The sequence below is a fragment of the Candidatus Magnetominusculus dajiuhuensis genome, from assembly GCF_046044395.1.
Taxonomy (GTDB): domain Bacteria; phylum Nitrospirota; class Thermodesulfovibrionia; order Thermodesulfovibrionales; family Magnetobacteriaceae; genus Magnetominusculus; species Magnetominusculus dajiuhuensis.
Genome location: NZ_JBJUSG010000011.1, coordinates 23,638 through 46,963 on the forward strand (window position 1 = coordinate 23,638; position 23,326 = coordinate 46,963).

Genomic DNA, 23,326 nt, shown 5'->3' on the forward strand with positions numbered 1-23,326 from the left:
GCTCACCATATATTACAGTCTTTCGTTATCAAGACAGTGCCGGATAGCATTTCTCATTTTGTTTGCTATGGTCTACTCTTTATATATCAAAACCACGGTGCAGATGGCTGTTTATGTTTAACAAATCCAAGTTATGATCCAATAGATGTATTACACTTTCCAACGGAAATAAATCCCCTTCATTTTCCAGTAGTTTGAAAATTTGACGCACCAGCAAAATATCCGCCTCGTAATCAACGGTTAAATAATAATTAGGTCGTACTATATTAATAGGAGCATTTACTTGCAAAATGGAAAATTTATCCCGATTTTCATAAAAGTAAGGCACCGTATGTTCCAAATGGACAGGATTCAAAGTTTCTTTGTGTGCTCTATCCAATGCCTGTAACTCAATCAAATCAGCCGCGCAGCCATAAGGCCAACCTGCGCGGTTACTTGCATACATAAATTCATGAGGATCTGCCTGGTGTAAGTCCATCAGATGGTTGCAGCATTTTGGATCTACAAGAGGATCATCACCAGTCACCCGAATAATATAATCGATTTTGAACTCATGGGCACAATCAATAAACCTGGCCATAACATCGTTTAGATTTCCACGAAAGCAATTGAACCCATTTTGTTTACATAAAGCTTCTATCTTATCGTCTTCCGGCCTGTCGGAAGTCGCAACGATAAGTTTTCTGATGCGACTTAGCTCCCTAAGTCGCTCTGCCTGACGTAATAACATGGGCTTCCCGTCGATATCATTCAACACCTTGCATGGAAGCCGCGTAGAGCCAGTCCTTGCTTGAATTATTATTCCGTACTGCTCGTTACTCTTATATGGCATATAATCAAATCTATCGCTATTATTTAAAAAAATCTATGGTTTTCTTCAATGCCTCAACTTTTGGAAATGCTTCAGCTTCGCTTTCATAGTTTGTTACAAACTGCATAAGTTTAGGTTGTATTTCCTCGGCTACCGGACATAGCCCCCTATGATATTCCAAACCCGCATAATAGTACGGTGCTCTCTTTTTATAAATCTGTGAGGTCATGAGCGTCTCTTCATAACTTAAAGACCAAGCTGCGTATATTCCATCCCCTCCGAACTCTATATACTTATCTCTAAAGTCATGCCATGAAATATCCCCATGTTCAAATTTAGCTGCAAAGCACCAATAGCTATTAATATAGTCGGGAGGAGTAACTTGAGCCACCAGATAGCTACACCCTTTAATAGCCTCTTTATACATGGATGCTATTTTAATTCTGATGTTTATGAAAAAGTCAATTCTCTCTGTCTGTGCTAATCCTACTGCTGCGGCTACTTCGGGCATTCGATAATTAAATCCAAAAGCATCATGACGTTTGTAATTAGGATCCTGGAAAACACCCTTGTTAAGCCTTATGCGACCGTCAGTGGCTTTCATAATAGCATAACCCAAGCTTCCGAATTTTCGCATCTCAATCGCAAGGTTCTCATCATCTGTTACCAGAATTCCTCCGTCACCTGTTGTAATATGCTTGGAGTCTTCAAGGCTGTAACTAGTTACGTCCGCGATAGCACCTATCTGTCTGCCTTTGTAAACTGCCATATGAGCCTGCGCAGCGTCGTTAATGACCTTGATGCCATGTTTCTTCGCAATTTCCATTATAGGGTCAATGTCGCAACACAATCCGTACAGTGAAACGGGCATTATAGCTTTCGTCTTCTCAGTGATCTTTCGCTCTATATCTCTGGGGTCAATATTAAAGGTATCTCTGTCTACATCAGCAAAAACAGGAACTGCGTTTTGTGCAATAATAACAGCTGCATTGCTCATTACCGTAAGTGGAGGAATAATAACCTCATCTCCAGCGTTGACGTCAAATGCGTGCAATGCCGCATGCAAAGTTGATGTCCCCGAATTGAACGTTATTGCATATTTTGCACCTACCTTATCTGCAAAGGCTCTTTCAAAACGATTGTTCATATTTCCTGTAGTGCCTGCTCCGAATCCAGAGTCAAGAACTTCTCTGATATATTGAAATTCTCTTTCCCCAAACCGCCATCTGTTATTCATCGTTTTTCCCCCTAAAAATTATTATGTTCTATATCATTGAAGCAATGATGATATTTCAATACCTCTGATGCTCGAAATGCTCTGTAAACTGTAGTCGCGAGGGAAAATAAGCACCCCGGATAGAATGAGGGTTTGAGCTTTTCCCCATGCGCGATTCGAATTTGTATAAACAATTTCTGACATACCGACAATCTCAGCTTAGAGGTACAACTCCTTTTTTTTAATCAGCCAATCGGTGATATCTCCGATAGAAACCCACACAACACAATCTTTACAGACTTTGTACTTATCATAATCATTATTAATCTGCGATTGACGCGCCTCTTTTATCGCCTGTGATTTCCAAATTTGATGAATGGTCTGCCGCCTCACATCCCCAACTTTTATCTCTGTATTCCAGTCTACTGAACAGACCGTTGCCTCGCCATTCCAATTGATCACAAGAGAATACCACATGATAACACATGGATATCTAACGGGCGCGGTCTCATCTGTTACAGATATATTTTTTATTGCACCGCTCCAACTGTGAATTCCAGTTACCTGTACCATATCTGCCACATTAAGCCACTTTTTGTGAAATGCCTCAATCTCCTCATGAGAGACATCGCTGAATTCCATTATTTTCACTCTCACAAAAGGGCTTTTTCGTTTCAGCTCAGTACGCCTCTGAAAAAATCGCCACACCTGCTTCTCTACTTTTTCCAGACAATCAACTCCTTTCTGTTTTTTATATGTATCAGGCCATGCTGCATCCAGACTTACCGTAATATCGTCTATTCCACTATGTAGAAGCTCTTCTATGACGTTATCTGTCCAACAAAGGGCATTAGTGTTCATATGGATCACTTTTGCAACATTTTTCTTCTTCGCATATCCAATCATATCCATAAAACGAGGGTGTAAAAACGATTCCCCATCCTTGTGAAAATTTAACATAAGCAATTTATCGTATTCGGATGCTTCATCAATCAGACGAACATACAGATCCCAATCCATAATACCAACTCCCTTGTCAGCGCTCTCTCTGGGACAATAAACGCACTTCAGGTTGCAGCGGTTGGTCGGCTCTATGTTGATGACGTTTGGAAAGTTGGCATTAACAACGCGTTTTATAGTGGAAGGTTTCAGACACGTCAGAGTCCCCTTCACGTAGTCATTATTCAATACCTTATAATACTCAGGTGTTGGCCCTCTTCCCAAAATATCACTCCTTACTTTCTGGACTTAACAGCTTTGAAATTGCCCATGCAGAGTTGATGTGGGCTGCGACTGAATTTGAGTCATGAAATCCATGAATATACATAACCATGCAATCAGGATAAAGTTGCCGTGTTTTTGCTGCACATGTCACAATATGGACTTGCTTTCCAATTACGTTCCGTTACAATTTTCCTATATTTCTCCATTTTTGAACTATGCCATATTTCATATAGACTATTCACCTTTATGTTGCCGACAGACTCGTTCATTAGTGTATAGCAGCAAGGATAAGCATTTCCATCACCACGAATTATAATGCGCTCAAACGGATTGGAACAGGAATACTCTTCTTCCTCTAAAATGACAGGACGTATATCAAGAAACCGAGCAGTATCTGTTGGAGCAGTATAACGCTGAAAACAAATATGATCTGCCCTGTCTTTCCATTGGTTCAGAAATGCTTCCTGTTCGTGCTCATTTAATTTTGTGACTACAAAACTCACCCGTAAAATTGGTAGTTTTGAGTTTAGTTTCTCTCTAATCTCCAGGAATTTATCTGTGTTGCTTAAAACTTTTTTAAACGAATCAGATCTGGATGATCTCATCAATGAATATGTCTTTTCCGTTGCTGCATCAATGCTTACAAGGAGTTTAGTAAGTCTGTTATCTATGAGACCACGCGAGATATCTTCATCTAACAATAGGGCGTTTGTATTCATCATAATATCCATAATCCCTTTCTTAGAGGCATACGCAAGCCTGTCGATTATGTTCTTGTCAAGCAGTGGTTCATTACTATTGTTCAGAGACAGAGCTGGCGAATTATGCACGATCATTTCGTCTACTACTTTTTCAAATAATTCTGACGATAAAATGCCTGCATACTTAACTTCATCAGAAAGCACTTTATCAGATTTATAGCACATGGTACAATGGTAATTGCACGCATGTTGAGTTTCTACAAGAACAAATAAGGGGAAATCGGTTAAAATCTCCTGACGGGTAACTTGATCCCATATCCTGCGATACTCCATATACTTTCCACCTATAATATTTCCTATATATGTATCTAAACCTTCTGGATATTTAAAATAATCCTTCTGTCTACTAAACATAACATCCTCCATTCATTAAGATTAAAGAGGTCTGCCCGACCTCTGTCGAAGTAGCATCACATCTACTATCCACAGAAAAGAGTATAGTGGACCCATTTGTCAAGACAAAAATTCACCTTTTTTAAGTTACCGCAAGTCCTCATATTTTTCATAGTGTCCAACCCCCAAAGGAAGCGGATGTTACGTCCAAGGTCCTTTTCTCCTCCTTTTTCACAATAATTCGCAGTAGCAGAGGCTAAGGGGTCTTTGTGTATTGCTCATCGATTAATCGCAAAGAGCTTCTATATCGTAAGTGCCCACTACAGGCTCGTAGTACATTGCTGACCGTGACAGCCATAAAAGCACGGACTGTCTTGCTATTGGTATGGATTCATTTGTCCCGTCGTTGAGCATTCATCCTGTCCTTATCATTTAGTTCTGGCCAACCTGCCTGTATAACTCATCTATAAGCTCGTCCTTTTCCTTATATATGATGGAATATGTGAAATCGATAGTTTTTCTATAACAACATCTTTCCCATCAATGAATTCATCAATCGCTTGTGTTTCGCCAGCAACTACTCCAAAATCATCAAATACTACTAATCCACCCCTTACGACCCTTTCGTATAGATTATTTAGAATGACGACTGTTGGTTTATAGACGTCAACGTCAATATGCAAAAGAGCTATCTTGAGTTCGGGATGTTCGGAAAGGTATTTCGGTATAGTAGCGCAAATATCACCTTGAATAAGCTCATAGTTTCCTATTGACTTATGTATGAATACTTTCCTCAATTCTTCAATAGAAATCCCTTCGCCAGCCTCTCCTTCAAATTCTTTAATGAATTTTTGGTCAGCTGGACTCTCTTGATCGGGAAATTTGCCAAACGCATCGAATCCAATGATTTTGCGTGAATATGGGCTTTCGAGAATTTCTCTGAACGTGCTGAACCTTAACAGAGAAGCACCTTTGTAAACCCCGCATTCGATGATGTGACCTGGCAAGTGGATTATCGATTTGTAAAGATCATAATGAGCCACCATCTTTCCAAGTCTGGTGATATGGCTTGTGAGATAGAACCCATTCTCATATTCCCACTGCTGTTCAACGTTAAATCCGAACAATGCCATAATATCCATCCTCCTTAATTTTTGTTAAGGAATAATCTAATTTCAACAGTTTTGTATACACTTGCGTACTGTTACAGCAATGGCTTTACAACGAGAGACCTTTTCTAAAATATCCTCTGCCTTTTTTGTCCACACAAAGGGTTTAGTGGCCTCGTTGTCCAGCCGGACGAACTCCGCCGTAGATGGTGACTTTGGCAAACTCGTTGTAGACTAAATCTAATTTTTCTTCAGCCAGCAAATCAATCATATCCTCCACAAAATAGGGATGGACAAGGGGATAGTTTCCATTTCTTTTACAAATATATCACTTTCGGTAATTGCAACAGCGTTGCTTAATCTACCTATGATGTCGGATTTGTCTCCCCTGAATATTTTCATGCCAGGCTTTTCTGCCTCGCCCACAAGAAAGTCGTCCTCAGACAAACCGCTTCTTGCAAGAATGATATCCCCGACAGAGAACACCCCCTATAATTACCGTACTCCTGCCATGATAAAGACTATACACATAGGTTGACTCAATAACCGCACTTACTTTTTCCATTTAATAGCCATTTCCTTATAGGTTTTCAAGATATTGCTTTACGCATTCGACGCTACCTGCATTTACCACCTTGGTTGTAGGTTTATGATCATTCAGACAAACACCTTCTTCTCTTTACTTTCTCTAAAAATTCCAGGAAAAAAGCAAGAAAAACGCCAGAAAAAAGACCTGTCAGACCAGCTAATAAAATCTTCTTTTTAATGTCAGTTTTAAACGTAATCTTCGATTCAAAAACATTATCCATAAGGCTGATTTCTTTTTTATTCTCTAATTCTTTATTTTCTAACTTTTTATTTCCTAATTCTTTAAGCTCTAACTCTTTATTTTCTAATGCTTTAAGCTCTAACTCTTTATTTTCTAATGCTTTAAGCTCTAACTCTTTATTTTCTAATGCTTTAAGCTCTAATTCTTTATTAATCTCTAACTCTTTATTTTCTAATTCTTTAAGCTTTAACTCTTTATTTTCTAATTCTTTAAGCTCTAATTCTTTATTTTCTAATGCTTTAAGCTCTAACCCTTTAAGTTCTAATGCTTTTCCACCCAAAGTTCTTTCCCACTCCATAATAACTTGATCAGATGACAACGGATTGATCATAATATTAGCTGACTTATTCTTAACTAACATATCATAAACAGTTTCTTCCATTTTCTTTGCTTTTATAATATTGGCTTCCAGTAGCACTTTGTCTCTCTTAATGGCCTCTTTTTTAAGATTTAGAGCCTCTTGAGCGAGAGCCTTTTTTTTAAGATTTAGAGCCTCTTTAGCAAGAGCCCTTTGTTTAAGATTTAGAGCCTCTTGAGCGAGAGCCTTTTTTTTAAGATTTAGAGCCTCTTTAGCGAGAGTCCTTTTTTTAAGATCTATAGCCTCTTGAGCCTCTTTAGCAAGAACCTTTTTTTTAAGATTCAGAACCTCTTTAGCGAGAACCTTTTTTTTAAGATTTAGAGCCTCTTGAGCGAGAGCCTCTTTATTATTTTCATGGCCATTATTAGTAACGAAAGTATTATTTAGGTGTGCGATCAGCTCTGATATTATTTGATTGATATCAGGGTTATTTGCCTCAACTGCAATTTTCAGTTTATCTGCAGATTTTACACTTAAAAAATTCATTGTTAATACTGAAACGCCAGTCTTAGGTAAAATTGTCTTTAATGCCGCCGGATCAATATTCCCAAATATGTTCAATAGTTCATCGGCTGTCATTGGCGATGTGTTTAAAATGGCTTCACCTTTATATATGTCAGGCGGCTTAGGTTGAAAAAATACTACAAGAGCCGTTACTACCATAAATATTAAAGATAAACTGATAATAAGCTTTATTCTTTTCATAACTACTTCCCAATAATAATAAATATCCATCTTATTATACCGTATTTGCTCTTCCGACATTTGTCCCCCCTCTTAGCGCTGCTCTAATTAAACTGCGTTGCCCCAAAGCATTGCATACGGAAAAACTTAGTTTTTGCCATTAAGCCGAATTTCTATTACTTCAAGAAAATGCGGACTCTCGTTAAGAAAGCGAATTTGAGCTATTCCTTTGAGAAATATAACAACGGCAGCGATAACAATGGATTTACAGGCCTTCTTAACTACCCTCTCCCCGAGTGCATGGTCACGAGATATGTGCTTCTTAGCCAAATAGGTCGTCAGGCTCGTAAACGGTACGCCAGAAATCGCAGCGATGGAAAAAAGGACTTTCATCTCCCCGTACATCGTGACAGTAGGCTTCCGCCCCACGGTAACCTGAAACAGGTAACTAGTGACAGTGGTAATCATCAATCACCAATCCCGCAAAAAATCAATGAGCTGCTTTTTAATAAAGAAATTGCCATATTCTCATTACGTACAGAAGAGGCAGGCGCAGTTCCCATGCAATACTATGCAAGGCTCCGCCTTTTTCACTTACATATCCAACTCGAAATACGTAAGTAAAACAATATGTTACTACCCAAGGCAAACTTTCTGCCTGAACGCCAGCTAACCGCTAAACAACCTCTGCGCCGGAAGCCTCTATTTCAACAGAAACTCCCTGCTATAATGACGGCAGGAACGCCTCTCCCTGAGCTTCTACCTACCCCTCCAGAACCTTGAACTCGTGTCTTGGTCTGACATGCAAGACCATACAAAGCCTACTCCGCTTGAGGCATACACATCAATCCATCCTGCACAATTAACAATCCGCTGCTCTCCAACGAACCATAGTGTAGCGAACTGTCACCAAAAAAGTCAATATGTTTTTCTCAGGTGTTTTTCTCAGGTTGTCAAGCCCCAACGGTAAATTTATTCTCCATATCTGAAAAACTGAGCGGGATAAGAGAAGAGGGGATTGCCTCTGAAAAGGAATCCCCTCTGTGTTTAACTGGATTTAAATGGGCGCTTAGTGCGCCTTTACGGTTGTGTCCGCCGGTTTGCCATACTCATAAGGCCCATCGGTAATTGTGGGAATTTGCTCGAAATTGTAAAACGGTGGTGGCGATGGAATCTGCCACTCAAGCGAGAGTGAGTTCCACGGATTGGCCGGTGCCTTCTCTCCCTTTATCGCCGAATGGACGAAGTTATAAAGGGTCATGAGAAATCCTGCGATAGTGATATAGGAGAATATTACGGCAATTCTCATCTCTCCGGCGTACTGCGACGGCAACTTCCAGTACCTTCTTGGAATGCCGTCATAGCCGAGGTGAAACTGTGGCAGAAAGGCAATCATAGCCCCAATGAGGGTTATCCAAAATGCCGTCTTGCCGAGCTTTTCGTTGTACATCTTGCCGGTAAACTTAGGGAACCAGTAGTATATCGCGCCCATGCACAACATGGACATGCTTATTGCCAGCACGTAGTGGAAATGCGCCACGACCCAGTGCGTGTCATGTACCTGAATGTCAAAGCCGAGCAGTCCGTTTGCTATGCCGGTAACTCCGCCAATCGTAAACAAGGATATAAACCCAAGGGCGTGAAGCATAGGGGTTTTTAAGTCTATTGAACCCTTGTGCAACGTCGCCAGCCAGTTAAATGTCTTAATGCCGGTCGGTACTCCAATTGCAATCGTACCCCACATAAACACTACCCTTGTCCAGTTTAGGGTACCGGCGACATACAGGTGATGTACCCAAGTCTCAAACCCCACGACTGTGATTATCATTATGGCAATAGCCATGCTGGTGTAGCCATAAATCCTCTTTCTTGAAAAAGTCGAGATTATGTCCGACACTATGCCAAACACCGGAAGCGCTACCACATAAACCGCCGGATGGGCGTAAAACCAGAACAGATGCTCATAGAGAATCGGACTTCCACCCTTAGTGCCGTCATAAAAACTCGTCCCAAGGTACTTGTCAAAAAGCAGCAGGGTAACCGCGGCGGCCAGTACCGGAACGCCTACGAGCTGTATGATAAACCCTCCGAAAAGTCCCCACACCGTGAGGTTCAGCCTTCCCCAAGTCATCCCCGGCGCCCTTAGTGTGATTATCGTCGTGATGAAATTAACCGCGCCGGCAATACTTGATGCCCCGAGCAGATGCACCGCAAATACATAAAACGCGGTATTGGCCGGGCCTACGATTGAATAGGGCGGATAACCTGTCCAGCCGGTGTCAAGCCTTCCCGGCAGTATAAGCGCCATAACCGCTATCAATCCCGCCCCAACATACAGCCAGAAGCTGAGGGCGTTGAGCCGCGGAAAGGCAACATCGTGCGCGCCTATCATCAGGGGTATCATATAGTTGGCAAGAAACCCAAGCAGCACCGGTATCATCCAAAACAGCACCATTGCCGCGCCGTGAATCGTAAAGGCCGTGTTGTAGAGGTCGGCGTCAATTATCACTTTTTTGGTAATATCAAGCTGCTCCGTTCTCATTATAAACGCCAGAAGCAACCCCACTACGAAAAACACCAGCGATGTGACCAGATACATAACCCCAATCTTCTTATGGTCTGTCGTCAGAAGCCACGACTTAAACCCAGTAGGTTGTGTACTCATATTTTTAGCCTCCTTTATTTTAATGTGTTTATGTAAGCCGCGATAGCTTCATATTCTTCTTTGGCCAGTGCGTTGGGGGGCATTATGTGGCCGAACCCCTTTACCGGCTTTGCCTTCGGGTCTGCTATTTTCTCTTTGACGAATGCCTCGTCAATGACGACTTTCGTGCCGTCTTCCAGTTCCTGGGACTTTCCTATGACGCCGTTTAAGGCAGGGCCAGCCTTTATCTCACCAGCTATACCGTGGCAGCCAAGGCAGCCAAGCCGCTCGACAAGCTCCTTGCCCTTTGTCTCAGGCGTGAGGGCAGCCACTGTTGTGCCTTCGCCCTTTTGCTTCTTAACCCACGCGTCGTAGTCCTCTTGTTTCATCACAATAACCTTTGCAAGCATAGACGAATGCCCTGAGCCGCAATACTCCGCACAATAAACTGGATACTCCCCCGGTTCCTTTGCCGAAAACCAGAGATATGTGTTCTCGCCCGGGACCATGTCCTCGCGGGTTCTAAAGGCCGGCAGGGCAAAATCGTGTATCACGTCCTTGCTTGAAAGATTTACCTTTACGTTGCCCACGGGTACACGCAGTTCGTTTATTGTCTTAATCCCCTCAGGGGAGTACATCTCGAAGCCGTACATAAAACCAACCGCCTTGACCTCGATATGGTCCTTTGGCACGTCTCTCAGATCATTAAAGACCGCCCACGACTGAACTCCGAGCATAATGATTATTATCATCGGAACTATCGTCCACAGAATTTCAAGGGCGGTGTTTCCCACTATGTATGCTCCGGTTTCGTCCTTGTGCCTTCTCTTGTATTTAAATACGAAGTATATGAGCGGCACAGTAACTACCAGGTAAACGACTATTGACACCACCGCCCACGTCTTAAAGTGATTGTTCCACGCCTTGACAGGGTCAGCCACTCTTTCGGCTGCCGCTGCCGCATATGGCAGCGACACAAACAGCGCAGCCGTTAATAATCTCACCATTTGCTTTAGCATCTTCTACCTCCTGATTTTTTAAGGGCTGAGTACTTCAGCCCGTCTTTGCTTTTTCAACTTCCTTGAGTATAAGAAAACTATTACCGCCGTAAAAATAGCGAATACGAATCCTATAGTTTCAAGGATGAAGATCATGTTTATCCTGTAGCCGCCAATCTTTGTGTCATAAGTATAACACGCAAGGGCAACTTTGCCTACCACAGGGAACTTGCCGACTTTGCCGTCCGCGGCCTCAATCAGCGCCAGTCTTACGTCCATTGAGAGCGGATAGAGGCCGAACAGGTACCTCATAACCTTACCCTCCGGAGACAGAAATATATACACGTTTGGATGCACGAAGACCTTGTCCAGCGTCGAATAAAAAAACCTGTAACCGATGGCGTCTGTAAATCTTTTGGCCTCCGCGTCAGTCGTTACGGCAAACACCCATTTATCGAAGGACTCGGGCAGGGTGCCCTTCATCTTAATCCGCAGGTCATTGCGGAATTTCTGCGCGTCCGCCGGTGTTTCCCTGCCGTCGAAACTCAGCGTTATTACGTTGTAATCCTCGCCAAGCCTTAGTTTAGCGTCCTTCAGGGCGGTGGCCAGTCCCTCGTTCAGCACAGGGCACGACTGGGCGCACCTATAGTATATTATGGACAGGATAAACGGTTTTCCAGCGTATTTACTGAGGGTTATGGCGTTGCCCTTGTCATCGGTCATGCTGATGTTCGGTGCCGTTTTGCCCAGATAGTCGTCCTCTTTTATCTTCAGCACAGACGGGTCAAACTGAGTTGAATCGGCTGATGGCCCAAAACCCCACGCATGAGTGGCGGCCAATAAGCACACGATTAACAAGATACGCGCTGCTTCTTTCATTGCCCTGCCTTAAGATACGGAACCACATATATCAACGACACGACCAAAAGCCAGACTATATCAACAAAGTGCCAATATAACCCTGTCACCTTCACCATTGTCTGGCGGTTCTTGCCGATTTTAGCGCCAGCCGCCAGAATCATACAAAATATCTGCATCAAAAGGCCGACGATGACGTGTGAACCGTGAAACCCCGTGATGGTGTAGAAAAACGTCCCATATTCATTCGTGCGGACGGTAAAGTTTTTCTCGGCTATCAACTCATGCCATTCGTAGGCCATGAACGCCATAAAGAGGGCGCCTAAAATCGTTGTCATTACCAGCCAGCCTTTGAATCCCCCCATGTCGCCATGAGCTAACTTCTCCTCGGCGTTATGTATGGTAAAACTCGACGAAAGGAGGAAAATTGTCATTAACACCGCAAGGCCGATAGGCGGCACGCCTTCGGGGGTGTTGGCCGGAGGCCATAGGTCTGTAAACAGCATGGCATACAAGTACCCGCCAAACAGCCCGCCAAACAGCGCAACCTCCGATACTATGAACACTATTATCGCTAGTTTGCTTAACCCCGCATCCTCCTTTTTGGCGTGTACCTCGTTAAGCCACCCGAAAAGCCCAACAATCAATACCACTACCGCCACCCCGGCAAGCACAAGCCCCACTGAGGACAAACCCCACGAGAACGCCGTCATAAACGATATAGGTATCAGAAACGCCCCTACCGCCGTTATCAACGGCCATACGCTTAGCTCTACCTGGTGGTGTACCGCTTTTGTTCCACCGTGCATGACATTTTCCATTTCTTAGCCCCTCCTGATTGTTATTATTGCACTCCTGATGGAGTTTTGCCTGTGACACTGTTTTCATATTTTTTTGCCAGTGTTGCGAAGTCAATTTGTTTTAACCGCTGTTGCACCATCTGTTTTATCTCAAGCCAGATGGGAAATGTTGGACAATCCTGCATCAACTCACACCTGCCCTCTTCCGTTGTACACTTGTTTATCACTATTTTCCCGCTTATGGCCTCAACCACATCAAGTACGGTTATGTCGCATGGGGCTTTTGTCAGGACAAACCCGCCTTTTGCCCCTCTGATTGACTCTACAATACCGCCCTTTGTCAGTTTTTGCAGTATCTTTGCCAGAAAACTCGCCGGTATGAGCTTCTCTTTAGCTATCTCACTAATGACAAAGGTTTTTTCCGGATTTCCCGACATAAACAATATACACCTCACCGCATAGTCCGTATCTCTGTTAATTACCAAAGTCCACCCCCGAAATCATAGCTGTTAATGTTACCCCCTCATAGCTTCAAATGTACCCAATTGCCACGATGGATTAAGATATATTAAGAGGACTTGTGTTGTCAAGTATTTTTTTGTGGTTACCATAGACTTGACTTTTGCTAAAAAACATTTATATATTACATACGTGAGGGTGTGCGTTAAAACGAGGCTGTGTTTGTACGTATGTGTACATATGGAGGGGCAGAGATGGTAACGCCGCGGCATAATATGAGAACACTTCAGATGTCAAAATATAATGTGTGTTGTTCGGCCCTGCGCGTGTTGCTGTTGTGTGGTGTAATGGTGTCGGTTGTGATATTCATAGCGGCGGATGCGTTTGGCTACACAGACCTTTGCGGCTATACATGGACACAGCACAAGAATATCGGACTGGGATCGAATAACTATGGACAGGGATATTGGTGGAGGGTAGCTGCGTCAGATAATGGGACTAGCCTCGCCGCGATAGAATATGGGGGATATATTTATACGTCAGGCGACGGTGGTGACAATTGGACAAAACAGACAACCGCCGGACAGAGGCCCTGGTACTCAATTACGTCGTCTGCTGATGGAAGCCGCCTTGCCGCCGTTGACAGTGATGGTTCTTATTCAGGACATGTTTGGACTTCGAATGATTATGGCGTTTCATGGACCAAGGATAATATCACTCAGGCCAGCATAGTGCCCCACAGTTTTAACTGGGTGGCTATAGCCTCGTCAGCCAGTGGGGCAGCCCTGCATGCCCTGGATTACGATGGCAATGTTTTTAACGGCGTATCGGCAGACGGTGGCAACTGGACCTGGACTGAAACCGACAATACCACATTCATTTGTACCTCGACGATACCCCGCTGCCAATTTTACTCAATAGCGGTGTCACGCAATGGAAGCATCGTAGTTATCGGCACTACAAACGAATTTCTTTATGAATCGTCTGACGGCGGTACGACATGGGTAAGAGATGTTGAAACTACCGATGAGGCGAAGCGATACTGGTGGGGCCTGGCGAGGCCTTTGATTTTGAACAATGCCGTTGCGGTATTCGGTGTGGATGGCGTTGGGGGGAATGTTGTACCTGAGGACGATGAAACACACATAGCTAACATGGGCAGCACAAACCTGACATCTATCTCATGGTCTGATTATCTTGATGAGAATGCCGGTGCTCAATTATATTTCACCGTTACCGATTTTGGTTTTGGCGGCTCTGGCGGGTATATTTATACGACGCCTACATACAACACGACCAATGGTTTCGGCATATGGTCAAAGGAAACCAACTTGTTTGACAAGGACAACACAACCAAAAACGTCAGCAAACAACAGTGGTCTTCAATTGTGGCAGGGACACAAAATGATGAGATCAGGCTTGCCGCCACTACTTTTGGGGGATATATCTATACCCGCACACAAAACCATCCATCTTATCCTGTTGTCATTGACAATGGTACCGGCACCGGCAGAGGGACAGTGTACTCCTCATCCGGCCCTATAGTCTGGGGTCCGCCGTCTTCAACCAGCACCAATGTCGGCACTGCTATCTATAATTGCCCCAACTACATAACTCTGACGGCTATCCCAAACACTGTCGGCAACGACGAGTTTGATGGCTGGGTAGGGTGTGATAACACAACAAGCGGTGCGAAATGCACCCTGATGATGACGTCGGTTAAGAATATTGCCGCCGTATTTGGCAATGCCAGGACAGACCATGTAATGACTGTGGCCGTAACGACTGACAACGGCACGGTAACGAGCAGCCCCACTGGAATCAACTGCAGCGGGGCGGGAAGTTCCTGCAATTCCAATTTCCCCGATAATTATACGGTAACACTTACGGCAACACCGGACACGGGTTATTATGCGAGTTGGACAGGGTGTGATAACGCAACCGGTTACCAATGTTTTGTTACAATGTTATCAAACAAATCCGTATCGGTGGCGTTTGCGGCTGCTGCCTTTTCTTATTCCCTTAGTGTCAGCGAAACTGGAACTGGCACAGGGACAATTACAAGTTCTCCATCGGGGATAAGCTGCGGTGCCAACTGCTCTTTCACCTATACCTCCGGCACGTCTGTAACGCTTACGGCAACGCCTGACTCCGGCAGTAGTTTTTTAAGCTGGACAGGGTGTGATTCTACAAACGGCTCTCAGTGTACGGTTGTGGTGTCGTCCAACAGATCTGTATCGGCGGCATTTTTGGCGGGGCAGTTGTCTTATACCTTGTCTGTGGCAAAGACCGGAGTGGGTACAGGGACAGTTGCGAGTTCCCCGTCGGGGATAAGCTGCGGTTCTGTTTGTTATAGCTCTTTTGCCGTCGGCACATCCGTAATTCTCTCGGCAGTGCCTGACGCGGGGTTTAGTTTATCAGGCTGGACGGGGTGTGATAGCACAAGCAGTTCACTATGCACTGTTGCAATATCATCAAATAAAACCGTGGCGGCGGCATTTTCGCAATCAGCCGAGTTTGGCACTGCCGCGTCAGGCCTCAGCTCTGTATACAGTCAATACGCTACTTTGTTTGGCGCTAAATCAGGTAGTGTAACGGTAGGGACATCGGCGGGCGGGACGTACTATATCCAATGGTTTACCAATGGTACGGCCATAATAGCGTGGTCTGATGGGTATATATATTACTACCCCGGCAGTGGTTCGTCAATGTCTATGGGAATTACATGGAAAACAACGAGTGACTCTGCCCTGGCGGCCATGTGGATTAGCTCGTTTTATAATCAATACACGTCATTTTTTGGCACGGCCTCAGGTGGAGTGACGGCTGGTGCGTCAGTAGGCGGGACGTACTATATCCAATGGTATGCCAATGGTTCGGCAATAATAGCGTGGACTGATGGATACATGTATTTCTATTATGGCGGCAACTCGTACCCTTTTAATATGCCATGGAAAACCATCAGCACCGCTGATAAGGCAAGCGCGGGGATTAGTAAAGTATATAGCCCATATGCCTCTTATTTTGGCGCTGTATCCGGAGGCCTAGTCACCGTGTCATCATGGAACGGCACATACTACATCCAATGGTTTGCAAATGGAACTGCCCTCCTGGCGGGGGCGGATGGATATGTTTACGCCTTTGATGGAACAAATTGGTACAGCTCAGGGGTTACGTGGCAGACAACCACCCCCTATGATAAGGCAAGCTCGAAGATAAATTCCCTTTATACCTTGTCCAGCGGATATTTTGGCATGAAATACGGCATCATAACCGGCGGAGCAATGCCAATCGGGACATACTATATGCAGTGGTTTATGAATGGTACGGCAATAATAGCGTGGACTGATGGGAATATGTACTATATTGACAGCACCGGAATCTGGCACTCTTTTGGGACGACATGGAAATAGGCTGCGGTAAATTTGTTCTCCATCATAAGTAAGCGGTAGTTGCTTAGATTGTTGTCATCATTGTCCCTTTCCGTATTGTCCCTTTCCGTCATTCCGGCTTGTCCGGAATCGTCCCTTAAATGGTTGTTTCATGATGATTATGATTTTGCCTATTCTGAGGTATAAGGACAGATTCCGGACAAGCCGGAATGACAAAATGAGGCCGGAATGACGGACTAAGAAAAGGACAGTCCATAAATCGTTGCAACTTCCAATGAGAACTTGTTTTATCCGTCAGAACAAATTTATCGTGTGGAAATAGGCTGCGGCCTTTTAATCTGTGGGTAGTATCTGCTCGAAAAAAATATCGTCCCTGATCCCCTTGCACAGCAAAAACGCGACCACCTCGGTGGGTTTAAAAAACAGCCTCAACTGCCAGAGTTTCCTCTCCGTGGGGGTAAATGTCTCGTCGGGCTGGTCTTCTATGATTGCGCTGATTCTTTTAATCGTGTCGTCGTCGTATGTTTTTACGAGTTTGAGTCTTTCCATGATCACGCCTGAGTCGTGAATATTGAGGAGAAACTTTCTCACGATGCCCTTAAGTGATTTGAGGAAAGCTGAGGACGAGGTGGCCCGCAAAAAGGCGGGTATGTTAAGGAGATACGAGCTGATTTCCCTGACATTGGGGAGATTGCCGAGATACTTAAGCTGAATATTATACTTTGTGCTGCAGTGGCTGATGAGTGTGCCTACGAGATTGTTGGACTCCTCGGCACCGATTCTGTTGAGGACGAGGCATGGCCTGAACTCCGCGCTGATCTCGTTTACCAGTGGGTAGGCCGAAGGGTCTATTTGCATGACCTGCTCGATAAAGGCGTTGAGCATAAGGGCGTCGCTGTATGCGGCGTCTTTGGCCATTGATTGCAGTGCTGTGGCAAGCTGTGGGTGATTTTTGAATACCCCGTGGAGTTTCCGAAACAGAGCACCCTTGATAAACCTGTATGCGTTCATTATAGCGGCCGGCTCTGCCACAGTAACGATAAAGCCGATATCTGCTGATATAAAAAAGTCCAGCGTATTTAGTTCCATACCCGCCCCAAGGTCAATTACGATGAAGTCGGCGTCTAGGGCCTTTATATGCCTAAGCAGTTTCATTTTCAGAGATGACCCGGGACTTGACATCGAGGGTAAATAATGGGCGCCGCTGATTAATTTCAAATCCGGCACCCTCGTGGCAATGAGCACCTCGTCAAGTGTCCTGGCCTTTTTTTGAAAAAAATCGGAAAGCGTCGGTGTACTTCCGAGTATCCCCATATATGTATGGAGATTAGCCCCGCCTAAATCCAAATCTACCAAAACGACCCTGTAACCCATCCCAACTAATGTCGTTGCGAGGGTGATGGAAAAAACACTCTTTCCAACGCCGCCCTTACCTCCGGCAACGGCAAGGAGATGCCCTGCTTTTCTTTGAATTACCATTGTCGCATTTCAAGGCAAGTGGGCATATCTAACCGATAGTATCTACAGAGGCAAATTTTGGCTCGTGCATAGGAATCAAAATATCTGCCATATCCCTGACCTTAAGCATAATGTCATAGGCCGTATAAGGATTTACGACGGTACCAGAGGGTATGACCTCAAGCCCCATGCCTCGTGCGGGAGGTGGAGGGTTGAAGTTTTCCATAATACAGCAAAACCCCGTGATAATCGCCTTACCGTCTTTGGTGTCTATCATAACGCTCATACCGCCTTCCGTATGCACGGGCGTGTGAAACATCGTAATCCCCGGCACAACTTCGATATCCTTGTCTGTCGTTACTATTTGTCCATTTTCCTGCACACCTGAAATGAAATCCTCCATGTAACGGTAATCAAGGGGGTGCGGGTCGAAAATTGTCTGAATTTCTTTTTCGTGGACATATATGCGGGCGTTAACGCATTTGTCGTCGTTTTCGCAGTGGTCGTTATGCAGATGTGTGTTAATGACGATATCAATCTCCTGCGGTGAGGTATTCCAGCGTGCCAGTCCATCCTCTAACGACGGGTAAATCCTGCCGCCGATGGCCTCTTCCCGAGCCTCTGAACGTGCCGGGCTGAGTTCTCCCGTATCAACTAATATCTTGTGTCCGGCACCCTCTATGTACCAACTGTATATGGGTATAGTATATTTCTGCCCATAACCGAATTGATACGTCATAAAGGACTTATCGAAAAACTTTGTGCCCACTACTATGGGATGGATTTTATATAGACTCACAGACAAACCTCCTTCTAAATCTCTTGGGGTTTTATTCCCCGCCGCTTGAGGCGTAACCGATGGTTCCATATAGTAGATACCCCGCTGCTTGTGGCGGGGAGTTTCATTTGCCGCCTCACGCGGGTGGCAGAGAACCACCTCTTTAAATATTAACACAAATTATACGAAAAAAAAAGTGGCTGGCAGGCATCGCAGGGCAAACGCATTTGAAAAATAAAGCAGACGATACCTATGCCGTCATTCCGGCTTGTCCGGAATCTTCCCTTTAGTGGGAGTTGGGACTTTCAGGATGATTGTGCATATTCTGAGGCATAAGGACAGATTCCAGACAAGCCGGAATGACAAAAATAAGGGAGGCAATTTCTAATGCGTTTGCCCTGGCAGGCATCAGGAAAAGGCCAAACTCATCACTCTGGCACCGACACTACACACCCCTTACATCCTGGCCAAAGATATATCTATGCAGTTGAATGTTCAGCCTTACTGAGAGTTTATCATCAAGAATCCACCTTGTGAGGAGTTTTGGATCAATGGATGACGGGGGCAGCGTCACGGGCGACATAAGGACAGTGCATATCTTGTCTATCTCATATTGGCGCATTATCCGCACCGCCCATGTGTAGTCATCCCGTGAGCCTATGACGAATTTCACCTCATCCTGCCGGGTTAACCTTGCTATATTTGTGAAATCGTTATTGTCTGACATACCGCTTGAGGGCGTCTTTATATCCATTATGACGGTAACGAGGGGGATGGACTTAAGACAGCTTATGTCTATTGAGCCGTTTGTCTCAATAAGGACGGCGATGCCCATGCCGCTGAGAGTCTCGGTGAGGGCGGGGGTTTCTTTTTGCAGGAGGGGTTCGCCGCCGGTGATTTCAGCAAGACGTATGCCGGTTGCGGCGACTTTCGCGGCGATTTCACTCACCGTTAAGACATCTCCTTCGTAGTAGGCGTATTTGGTGTCGCAGTAGCCGCATCGCAGGTTGCACCCCGTTAGCCTGACAAATGTACATGGCCACCCCGCGTATGAAGACTCCCCCTGAATGCTCGTAAATATCTCGCATACCTTTAACGTATTATCCTTTTCCATTGACATCACCCCGCGGTTTTGGTATAGTAGAGGTAGTAGCGTTGCTTGGCCTCTCTCGCAAAGCGCTGGTGTCCTGAGCTTCATCGGCATTAGCGTTGGGAAGGGGGTTGGATCGCTCAGGTCTGATAGGTGGGATAGTTGCGGCACTACCTTCAAGCAGCGCGAATTTTTCTATGTATTTTCTGCTAAAGATACCTCCCGTGGTTACTCCATAGAAATCACCATCTTCGCCAGGCAGTAGCTGAACAATAGATATTTTATTACCACCGTTTTTCTTTACTAAAACTAATCTGCTGCCATATCCCTTTCTTATTTCTGTGTAATTGCTTGCAACATCGTGGATAAAATCGGCAGTCCCCGCATAACCTGCCTTCTTGATAGCTTCAAGGCGCTTGCCGTCATTGGCTGTATCAATGTGTTGCTTGCCGTAATCAACATTCCCTTCTTGTAATCTGACCGGCGCGGACTGCCTGCCAATAGCCTGTCCAATTTCAGGTGTAATATGTCCAAAGTCATACGTCCCATCGCTGGCTTTAACGAAGTCCGTCTCTTTCGGCTGTGCTGCCGCAGAGGCCAGCGGTTCTTTTTCACGTATCAGCTTGTGTATTTCCTCATAGCTCAAAACAATAGCCTTTAACTGCACCCTCTGCCTGATATATGGGTATTAATCGTTTATAAGGAAACTAATCGCCGGGCCGATGTTGTTGATGAGGTCTGAGGCCACTGTGGAATGGAGGCCGGTTTTCGTTGCCGCGATTTCACCCGTCAGGCCGTGCATGTAAACGCCCAGTACGGTTGCGTAGAGGGGCGGGAGGCCCTGCCCTATCATGGAGGCTATCATGCCGGTCAGTACATCGCCCGCCCCCGCGGTAGCCATTGAAGGGCTTCCCGTTGGATTGATAAATGTATTTCCCTCCGGGTCTGCCGTTACTGTGGGCACCCCCTTGAGTACGACATATGCCGTGGATTCAGCGGCAAACGATGAGGCTGTCTCTATTCTGTCCCTTTCTATCGCCACGCATTTGGTTGTCATATTTGACTTTACATCGCTTAAAATCCGTGCCATTTCTACCGTATGCGGCGTTATTATCACCGGAGACGCCGAGGTGTTCAGGGCGCTTATTCTCTCCTGATATTTCATTAGCGCGAGGGAATTAATCCCGTCGGCGTCAAGGACTACCGGCACGGGGGAGTTGGCTATTACCTCCTTTACTATCTCTACGGTATCGCTATCCACACCCATGCCCGGGCCAAGGGCTATGACATCGCAGCGTTTCTCCGCAAAATCAAGTATATCGTTGATTGACTTTTTGGAGAAGTTCCCCTTTCCCTTGTCCTGCAGGGCAAGGGTCATCTCTTCGGTTACTCTGGCCTGGCAGGAATCCATCAAAGACGCCGGAACTCCTACAGTAACTAGCCCCGAACCTGACCTCATTGATGCCCTTGCCGCCAATAATGCTGCCCCGGTCCTGCCGCTGCTGCCCCCGACAACCAGTACATGTCCGAAATTCCCCTTGTAGGCATAGGGCGGCCTTGCCGGTATCAGCATTGACATGAATGCCTTTTCCATGAGGTCACAGCGTATCGTATCCGAGTTCAGGAACTGATATGGAAACCCTATGTTCTCCACAAACAATTCGCCTGTGTGGTCTTTCCCCGGGTAAAGCAGGTGTCCCCTCTTTGGCAGCCCGAAAGTCACAGTGGCATTAGCCCTTACCGCCTTGCCGAGAACCTCACCAGTGTCGGACGATATACCGCTGGGTATATCTACGGAAACCACGGCCCTGTCCCTTGAGTTTACTGTCTCTATCGTCTTTGCGATTGAGTCTTTTACCGGTTTATTCAGGCCAGTTCCGAACAGGGCGTCTACAATAAGCGAATCCCTGAGGTCGGCCTCTTTAATATTGCTTTTAAAGACAACTTCGATACCCAACTTCTCAGCTATATTATACTGAAAACGGCAGTTGTCGTTCAGCCCTTCCATGTGGGAGGCAATGAAAACTCGTACATTGAAGCCGTTATTAAATAACTCGCGGGCTGCCACTATACCGTCTCCACCGTTATTGCCCGGGCCGCACAACACACATACATCACGGGGGGGGAACTTTTCCACAATATGCGCAGCCGTAACAACCCCGGCACGCTCCATTAGTACCATCGCAGGGATTCCAATGTCTTCGATAGTCTTTGCGTCTATTTGTCTCATCTGTACGCCAGTTACTACTTTCATGAACTGCCTGCCCTCCTCATTTTTCCAACACTACCACAGCTACGCTGTATCGTTTTTGGTGGCTGATGCTCAGGTGGCTGCCATTTATCGCATTATCAGCCGTGAACTCCATTGCGGAGTTGTGGAGCTTTAACGACGGCTTACCGCGGGCGTCAACTGTTACCTCTATGTCCTTAAGGGCGGCCCCGGAGCTGCCTGCCGCCTTGATAAATGCCTCCTTTGCGGCAAATCTTCCCGATAGGGAATCAACGGGGTCGCTCTTTGTAAAGCAATACTCAAGTTCGCCATCCGTATAGACCCGCCCGAGGAAATTTCGCCCCCAGCGCTGGTGTGCCGCCTTTATCCTCTCATTTTCGACTATGTCTACCCCTATGCCAAATATCATGTGTGTCTTGCTTGTATTATTAGTTTTTTCATTTGTCTTACGGCCTGCTCCATGCCGACAAGTACAGCACGGGACACTATGCCATGTCCTATGTAGAGGCCGCTTATGGCCTTAATACCAGCGATTGCCAGCACATTGTGGTAGTTAAGCCCGTGGCCCGCGTTTACTGTAAACCCTGACCGCACCGCTTGTTGGACTGCCGCCAATATTTTTTCAAGTTCTTGTTTTATTATCAAAGGGGTTTGGGCGTTTGCATATGTCCCGGTGTGGATTTCCACCCTGTCGGCCCCGGTGGACAGAGAATCTTCTATGTCCCGCGGTGACGGATTGACAAACAGGCTTACCTCAATACCAGCCCCGTGAAGCCGCTCTACGGCATACTTAAGACGCTCCCTTTGAGTCAATATGTCAAGTCCGCCCTCGGTAGTAAGTTCCTGTCTTTTTTCCGGGACAAGCGTCACCATCGCGGGTTTTACTTCAATTGCCTTTTCAATCATCTCGTCCGTTGCCGCCATCTCAAGGTTCAGCGGGACAGCCAGTATGCGGCGCACCACATCAACATCCCTGTCATTTATGTGCCTTCTGTCTTCCCTCAGGTGGACTGTTATCCCATCTGCCCCGCCGAGGACGGCAACAACCGCGGCCGCGGCCGGGTCAGGTTCGCTGCCAAGCCTCACCTGCCTGAGTGTTGCCACATGGTCAATATTAACGCTTAAAATCATCCCGCCTCCAATTGATAAACCTACCGGGTGCCGACAACGCACCAATGTATATATTAAAATATTGCTTATGAGAAATGAAACACATAAACAACACCGCTCAGGGCAATTGCATTAGAAATTGCCTCCCTTATTTTTGTCATTCCGGCTTGTCTGGAATCTGTCC

Annotated in this window: 21 protein-coding genes; 1 reads left to right on the forward strand and 20 read right to left on the reverse strand. The window is 45.6% G+C overall.

Annotated elements, in window-relative coordinates; genetic code table 11:
- Positions 1-79 precede the first annotated feature (79 nt).
- The 13 genes from AB7D94_RS03005 to AB7D94_RS03065 form a co-directional block, all read right to left on the reverse strand.
- Positions 80-832, reverse strand: coding sequence for a cytidylyltransferase domain-containing protein (locus AB7D94_RS03005; protein ID WP_420264242.1), 753 nt, complete (start codon positions 830-832; stop codon positions 80-82).
- A 19-nt stretch (positions 833-851) separates the two neighbouring features.
- Positions 852-2,048 (reverse strand): DegT/DnrJ/EryC1/StrS family aminotransferase, encoded by a 1,197-nt coding sequence (locus AB7D94_RS03010; RefSeq protein ID WP_420264243.1) that lies wholly within the window; start codon positions 2,046-2,048, stop codon positions 852-854.
- Between the two features lie 198 nt (positions 2,049-2,246).
- Entirely contained in the window at positions 2,247-3,251 is a 1,005-nt protein-coding gene (locus AB7D94_RS03015) for a radical SAM/SPASM domain-containing protein (protein ID WP_420264244.1), read from the reverse strand.
- A 113-nt stretch (positions 3,252-3,364) separates the two neighbouring features.
- Positions 3,365-4,366 (reverse strand): radical SAM/SPASM domain-containing protein, encoded by a 1,002-nt coding sequence (locus AB7D94_RS03020; protein ID WP_420264245.1) that lies wholly within the window; start codon positions 4,364-4,366, stop codon positions 3,365-3,367.
- A 443-nt stretch (positions 4,367-4,809) separates the two neighbouring features.
- Positions 4,810-5,478 (reverse strand): TylF/MycF/NovP-related O-methyltransferase, encoded by a 669-nt coding sequence (locus tag AB7D94_RS03025; protein WP_420264247.1) that lies wholly within the window; start codon positions 5,476-5,478, stop codon positions 4,810-4,812.
- A 243-nt stretch (positions 5,479-5,721) separates the two neighbouring features.
- Positions 5,722-5,880 carry a hypothetical protein gene (locus AB7D94_RS03030; protein ID WP_420264248.1) on the reverse strand — a complete coding sequence of 53 codons (159 nt, stop codon included), beginning with the start codon at positions 5,878-5,880 and terminating at the stop codon, positions 5,722-5,724.
- A 227-nt stretch (positions 5,881-6,107) separates the two neighbouring features.
- Positions 6,108-7,406 carry a GumC domain-containing protein gene (locus AB7D94_RS03035; protein ID WP_420264249.1) on the reverse strand — a complete coding sequence of 433 codons (1,299 nt, stop codon included), beginning with the start codon at positions 7,404-7,406 and terminating at the stop codon, positions 6,108-6,110.
- A 66-nt stretch (positions 7,407-7,472) separates the two neighbouring features.
- On the reverse strand, positions 7,473-7,793 hold the full coding sequence (locus AB7D94_RS03040) for a hypothetical protein (protein WP_420264250.1): 321 nt from the start codon (positions 7,791-7,793) through the stop codon (positions 7,473-7,475).
- Between the two features lie 601 nt (positions 7,794-8,394).
- Entirely contained in the window at positions 8,395-9,990 is a 1,596-nt protein-coding gene (locus AB7D94_RS03045; protein ID WP_420264251.1) for a cytochrome c oxidase subunit I, read from the reverse strand.
- Positions 9,991-10,004: 14 nt separating this feature from the next.
- Positions 10,005-10,988, reverse strand: a complete 984-nt coding sequence (gene coxB / locus AB7D94_RS03050; protein ID WP_420264252.1) for a cytochrome c oxidase subunit II — start codon at positions 10,986-10,988, stop codon at positions 10,005-10,007.
- 18 nt (positions 10,989-11,006) lie between these two features.
- Entirely contained in the window at positions 11,007-11,846 is an 840-nt protein-coding gene (locus AB7D94_RS03055; RefSeq protein ID WP_420264253.1) for an SCO family protein, read from the reverse strand.
- Complete coding sequence (locus AB7D94_RS03060; RefSeq protein WP_420264254.1) at positions 11,843-12,646, reverse strand: cytochrome c oxidase subunit 3; 804 nt, start codon at positions 12,644-12,646, stop codon at positions 11,843-11,845. The genes AB7D94_RS03055 and AB7D94_RS03060 overlap by 4 nt, the downstream gene beginning before the upstream one ends.
- A 23-nt stretch (positions 12,647-12,669) precedes the next feature.
- Positions 12,670-13,110: an RrF2 family transcriptional regulator gene (locus AB7D94_RS03065; RefSeq protein WP_420264255.1), complete on the reverse strand. Its 441-nt coding sequence runs from the start codon at positions 13,108-13,110 to the stop codon at positions 12,670-12,672.
- 264 nt (positions 13,111-13,374) lie between these two features.
- On the opposite strand from AB7D94_RS03065, the gene AB7D94_RS03070 reads away from it, so the two are divergent.
- Positions 13,375-16,497 carry an InlB B-repeat-containing protein gene (locus AB7D94_RS03070; RefSeq protein ID WP_420264256.1) on the forward strand — a complete coding sequence of 1,041 codons (3,123 nt, stop codon included), beginning with the start codon at positions 13,375-13,377 and terminating at the stop codon, positions 16,495-16,497.
- A gap of 312 nt (positions 16,498-16,809) precedes the next feature.
- Here the strand turns inward: AB7D94_RS03070 and AB7D94_RS03075 are convergent, their stop codons facing one another.
- The 7 genes from AB7D94_RS03075 to AB7D94_RS03105 all read right to left on the reverse strand — a co-directional run bounded on the left by AB7D94_RS03075 (position 16,810) and on the right by AB7D94_RS03105 (position 23,163).
- Positions 16,810-17,955, reverse strand: coding sequence for a P-loop NTPase (locus AB7D94_RS03075; protein ID WP_420264257.1), 1,146 nt, complete (start codon positions 17,953-17,955; stop codon positions 16,810-16,812).
- A 28-nt stretch (positions 17,956-17,983) separates the two neighbouring features.
- A complete protein-coding gene (locus AB7D94_RS03080) occupies positions 17,984-18,733 on the reverse strand; it encodes an N-acyl homoserine lactonase family protein (protein ID WP_420264258.1) in 750 nt (249 codons plus the stop codon).
- Between the two features lie 424 nt (positions 18,734-19,157).
- A complete protein-coding gene (locus AB7D94_RS03085) occupies positions 19,158-19,826 on the reverse strand; it encodes a radical SAM protein (protein ID WP_420264259.1) in 669 nt (222 codons plus the stop codon).
- Positions 19,813-20,448: a hypothetical protein gene (locus AB7D94_RS03090; RefSeq protein WP_420264260.1), complete on the reverse strand. Its 636-nt coding sequence runs from the start codon at positions 20,446-20,448 to the stop codon at positions 19,813-19,815. The genes AB7D94_RS03085 and AB7D94_RS03090 overlap by 14 nt, the downstream gene beginning before the upstream one ends.
- Positions 20,449-20,490: 42 nt before the next feature.
- Positions 20,491-22,056, reverse strand: a complete 1,566-nt coding sequence (locus AB7D94_RS03095) for an NAD(P)H-hydrate dehydratase (RefSeq protein ID WP_420264261.1) — start codon at positions 22,054-22,056, stop codon at positions 20,491-20,493.
- 16 nt (positions 22,057-22,072) lie between these two features.
- The gene (gene acpS / locus AB7D94_RS03100) at positions 22,073-22,441 is read right to left on the reverse strand and encodes a holo-ACP synthase (RefSeq protein ID WP_420264262.1); all 369 of its coding nucleotides are present in this window, start codon (positions 22,439-22,441) and stop codon (positions 22,073-22,075) included.
- Complete coding sequence (locus tag AB7D94_RS03105) at positions 22,438-23,163, reverse strand: pyridoxine 5'-phosphate synthase (protein WP_420264263.1); 726 nt, start codon at positions 23,161-23,163, stop codon at positions 22,438-22,440. Before AB7D94_RS03105 ends, acpS begins: the two co-directional genes overlap by 4 nt.
- Between the last annotated feature and the right edge of the window lie 163 nt (positions 23,164-23,326).